Genomic DNA, 4,372 nt, shown 5'->3' with positions numbered 1-4,372 from the left:
CTGGACGCGGCTGTTCCCGATCGGGCAGGTGTTCACGGCCGAGCGTGCGGCGTACCTGAACCTGGTCAACGGGTTCACCGTCCCGGAGGTCGCGCGGCGGCGGAACCCGTACCGGGAGTGGATCGGCGCGCAGATCCGCGGAGACGTCTTCGGGTACGTGCACGCCGGCGACCCGTGGTCCGCGGCGCGGCTCTCGTACCGGGACGCCGCGCTGTCGCATGTCGGGAACGGGATCTACGGCGAGATGTGGGCTGCGGCGCTGGTCGCTTCCGCGTTCACCTCGTCCTCGCCGCGCGAGCTCGTGGAGCGCGCGACAGCCGTCGTACCGCCGGAGTCGCGGCTCGCGGAGGCATTGCGGGAGGTCCTGGCCTTGCATGCCTCCGACGTCACGTGGGAGGACGCGCTGAGCCGCATCCAGAAGCGGTACGGGCACTACTCGTGGGTGCACACGATCAACAACGCCGCGATTGTCGCGGCCGCGTTGCTGTGGTCGGAGGGCGACTGGATGACCGGCGTCGGCCGGGTCGTGATGAGCGGCTGGGACACCGACTCGAACGGCGCCACGGTCGGCTCGGTGCTCGGCGTACTCACCGGCACCCGCGGCCTGCCCGAGCACGTGATCGCGCCGCTGGAGGACCGGACGCGGTCCGCGTTGTTCGGCTTCGACCACGCCCGGATCTCGGACCTCGCGGACCGCACCGTACGCCTCGCTCTGCAGCGTCGACGGTGATGCTCGATCGGTCGGAGTCCGCTCTCGGCGTCGTCTTTCGCTCACGGTTCTACCGCTCCGCGTTCCTGTCCCTGCTGGTCGCCGGTATCGGGGTGTCGTCGGCGACCCCGCAGCTGACGCTCTTCCTGGTCCGCGAGCTGCACACGCCGCTGCCGGTGGCCGGTTTGTACTACGTGACGAACCTGGCGGCGCCGCTCGCCGGGTTCCTCGTCGGCCGCTGGTCCGACCGGGCCCGCGACCGGCTGCTGTGGTTCCGGGTCTGCGCGGTGATCGGTGCGGCCGGGTGGCTGGCGATGGCGGCGTCGACCGCCGTGTGGATGCCGTTCGTGATCAGCGCGCTCGCGTTGAGCGTCGCCGGCGGCTCGATGGCGCAGCTGTTCGCGGCCTGCCGGGACGAGCTCAGCCGACACCCGACCCGCGCCGAGAACCGGGTGATCGCGACGATCCGGATGGCGTTCACCACCGGCTGGATCCTCGGCCCGGTGTTCGGCAGCTGGTTCGGCGGGGTCTTCGGGCTCCGACCGTTGCTGGTGGCAACGGCTGTCTGTGTGTTCGCCCAGGTGCTCCCGCTCGGCAGGCAACGTGTCGAGCGGTACGACGACCCGCATCGCGACCCGTCGACGGAACGGCGCCGGATAGACCACATGCTGCCGCTGCTGGTCTTCACCGCGGTGTGCGTGCTCGCGATGACCGGCGACACGATCAAGTTCGGCTACCTGCCGATCTACATGGCCGATCAGCTGCACGTCTCCGACACGGTCCGCGGCGCGGTGATCGGCATCCAGCCGCTGCTCGAACTCCTGCTGCTCCCGGTCGTCGCCCGGCTCGCGGACCGGTACGGCGCGATGCGCGCGATGACCGCCGGCGCCGTACTCGGCCTGGCCGGCAACATCACGTACGCGCTCAGCACCTCGGTCGCCGGTCTGTTCCTCGGCCAGGCCCTGACCGCGGGCCTCTGGGCGTGCGTCGGCGCGCTCGGCGTCACGATCGCCCAGCGCCTCTACCCCGAAGGCGTCGGCACGGCCTCCGGCATCTTCCTCAGCGCGATCCCGCTCGGTTCCGCGATCGGCGGCACCATCGGCGGCATCGGCGTCGCCGCCATCGGCCTCCCGCACGTCTTCTTCGTGCCCGCCTGCCTGACCGCGATCTCGATCGTCGCGTTCAGCGCGCTGAGCAGACGCGAGCGGCTCTAAGATCTGTGTGCACGTTCCTTACCGCCCTGAAATAAGTGAGGAGCACACATGCCCCGACGAACGCTCGGCGTCGTCCTCGGCACCGCCGCCCTGATGATCACCTCGGCCACGTTCGCGTACGCCGAACCGCCGCAGCACCTCCCCCAGAACGCCGACGGGTACGAGCAGTCGTTCTCGCCGGCGTACGACTACGACACCGACGGCTGCTACGCCACCCCCGCGATCGGACCGGACGGCACGCTGAACCCGGGCCTCAACCCGACCGGCGCGCTGAACGGCAACTGCCGTGACCAGTCCGACCTCGACAACTCCCAGACCTACTCGCGGGAGAAGTGCAACAACGGCTGGTGCGCGATCGTGTACGCCAGCTACTTCGAGAAGGACCAGGCACTGCCGGGCAGCAGCCTCGGCGGTCACCGGCACGACTGGGAACACGTGATCTCCTGGGTCAACCAGGCCACCAACCAGGTCGAGTACGTGACCACCACCCAGCACTCCAGCCAGGTCACCTACACCCGCTCGCAGGTCCGGTTCGACGGCTCGCACCCGAAGGTCGTCTACCACAAGGACGGCGCGAGCACGCACTTCTTCCGGCTCGCGAACACCAACGACGAGCCGCCGGAGAACCACTACCACAACTGGCGCTACCCACCGCTCGTCGGCTGGAACGGCTACCCCAGTACGGCGTTGCGCGACACGCTGATGACCGCGGACTTCGGGTCCGCGACGATCAAGATCACCGACAAGGACGACCGGTTCCGCAACCTGCTGAACGCCTCCAAGCCGTCTGGGATCCCGTTCGACCCCTGGGCCTGATCAGCCCTGATCAGCCCTGATCAGGCCCGGTGTGCGCGTCCGCCCCGGACGCGCACACCGCAGGTCAACGACTCCGCGATCAGGTCGATCATCGCCGCGTGCCGCTTGGTCGCGGTCTCGACCTGCCCCGGCTCCTCACCGATCAGCGCGGCGGTGTCCAGGAACACCCGGCTGACCACCAGCTCCGCGGCCGCCTGTACCCGGGCACGGTCGGCGACCACGTCGTCCGCACCGGCCAGTACGTCGGCCACGGTCGCGGTCGCCTCGGCGAACAGCTCCGCCGCCCGGGTCGCGATCTCCGGCCGGCCCTGCGCCTCCCGGAACACGATGATCCGGGCCGCGCGGTCGTTCTCCAGCTCGGCCGCCATCGTCGTGACGATCGCCCGCAACCGGCGGCGCACGGTCCGCCCGCGCGCCGCGGCCCGCAGTACCTCACTCGGCGACGAGCGCTCCTGCACCACCGCGAGCAGCAGGTCGGCCTTGGTCGCGAAGTGGTAGAACACCAGCCCGGACGGTACGCCGGCCTCGGCCGCGATCCGGGCCGTCGACGTCGCGTCGTACCCGTGCTCCGCGAACAGCCGCTCGGCGGTCTCGATGATGACCTGCCGTTTGGTTGCCCGGCTCTGGTGACGGGGACTGTGGTGGTGCGCCGGTGCGGTCATGAGGGTTGCGGTGCGGGCCAGACGTCGCCTTTCCGTTCAGCAGCGAGCACGGCGGCCCGCTTGAGGGACTTGAAGACGTAGTCCGGCACCTTCAGCCCGTGGCGGTGCGCCCAGAGCAGGTCGTGTTCGGCCCGACCGACCTGTTCGGCGTACTTGCGCAGCTCCGCCTCGCCGCCGTCGCTGAGCTTCAGTTTGTCCATCACGTCCCCGAACTGGGTGACCTGGCGCTTGTTGTAAGCACCGGTCACTTCGAACGTACGCTTCCGCAGCCCGCGCGTCAGCCACTTCTGCCACCCCGACATCTGCTCCCACAACTCCTGGGCGGCCATCTGGTAGTAGGCGAAGTGGCCCGGCTCCTGGCGGCGGATCGGCGCGACCACCGTGGCGGCGATGGCGCGCTCGCCGAGCTCGACCAGGCCGGCATGCAGCTTGTTGTAGGCGAGCACTGCGGAACGCTCGGTGGCCAGCCCGGTCAGGTAGTAGAGCATCCGGCTGATGTCCTGCACGCCCGGAACCTTGCCCAGCGCACCGAGCAACTTGAGGCTGAAGGAGACCTCGTCCAGGTTCGCCTCGTGCGGGTCCACCCCGAGCAGGCCCTGCAGCTTGTCGAGGATCTGCCCGTGGCGGGTCTCCTGCGGCATCCAGACGTCGGCGTAGAAGTGCCGGTCCACCTCGGGTGGGTCGGGCAGCAGGATGTTCAGTTCCAGGACGTTGCGCTCGACCTCTAGCTCGACGCGGGTCATGTAGGCCAGCACCGGGCCGAAGCGCTCGGCGAGCAGCTGCGGTTTGCGCATCGTGTAGTCGACACCGCCCAGCGGGATCGGCGGATGCTCCTCACCGAGCCGGTCGACGTGGTCGGCCAGCCGGGAGTCCTCCCTCCGGCGGGCCCGGCGGCGCGGGATGGTCAGATCACTCAAAGACATAGGCGGCACCTCGCTCGGTCGTCAGGGATGCGCGCTCGATCCCCCCGG

The 4,372-nt window shown here is 69.7% G+C and carries 5 protein-coding genes; 3 read left to right on the top strand and 2 right to left on the bottom strand.

The genetic code is table 11. The features are described from left to right. The 3 genes from VFF46_RS38425 to VFF46_RS38415 all read left to right on the top strand — a co-directional run. On the top strand, nt 1-730 hold a 730-nt coding region (locus VFF46_RS38425), incomplete at its 5' end, for an ADP-ribosylglycohydrolase family protein (protein ID WP_325042202.1). Continuing rightward, nucleotides 730-1,923, top strand: coding sequence for an MFS transporter (locus tag VFF46_RS38420; protein WP_325042201.1), 1,194 nt, complete (start codon nt 730-732; stop codon nt 1,921-1,923). The genes VFF46_RS38425 and VFF46_RS38420, both read left to right, overlap by 1 nt. Before the next feature lie 48 nt (nt 1,924-1,971). Continuing rightward, the gene (locus VFF46_RS38415) at nt 1,972-2,739 is read left to right on the top strand and encodes an NPP1 family protein (protein ID WP_325042200.1); all 768 of its coding nucleotides are present in this window, start codon (nt 1,972-1,974) and stop codon (nt 2,737-2,739) included. Between the two features lie 20 nt (nt 2,740-2,759). Here VFF46_RS38415 and VFF46_RS38410 read toward each other — a convergent pair whose 3' ends face one another. Next, nucleotides 2,760-3,401 carry a helix-turn-helix domain-containing protein gene (locus tag VFF46_RS38410; protein ID WP_325042199.1) on the bottom strand — a complete coding sequence of 214 codons (642 nt, stop codon included), beginning with the start codon at nt 3,399-3,401 and terminating at the stop codon, nt 2,760-2,762. Continuing rightward, nucleotides 3,398-4,324 (bottom strand): GTP-binding protein LepA, encoded by a 927-nt coding sequence (locus tag VFF46_RS38405; RefSeq protein ID WP_325042198.1) that lies wholly within the window; start codon nt 4,322-4,324, stop codon nt 3,398-3,400. The genes VFF46_RS38410 and VFF46_RS38405 overlap by 4 nt, the downstream gene beginning before the upstream one ends. Nucleotides 4,325-4,372: the final 48 nt, after the last annotated feature.

Origin of the sequence: Kribbella sp., from assembly GCF_035655035.1 — a bacterium.
In the GTDB taxonomy this organism is placed as follows: Bacteria; Actinomycetota; Actinomycetes; order Propionibacteriales; family Kribbellaceae; genus Kribbella.
Note: the sequence above shows the minus strand (reverse complement) of the source record. Positions and strands in the feature narration are given on the sequence as shown.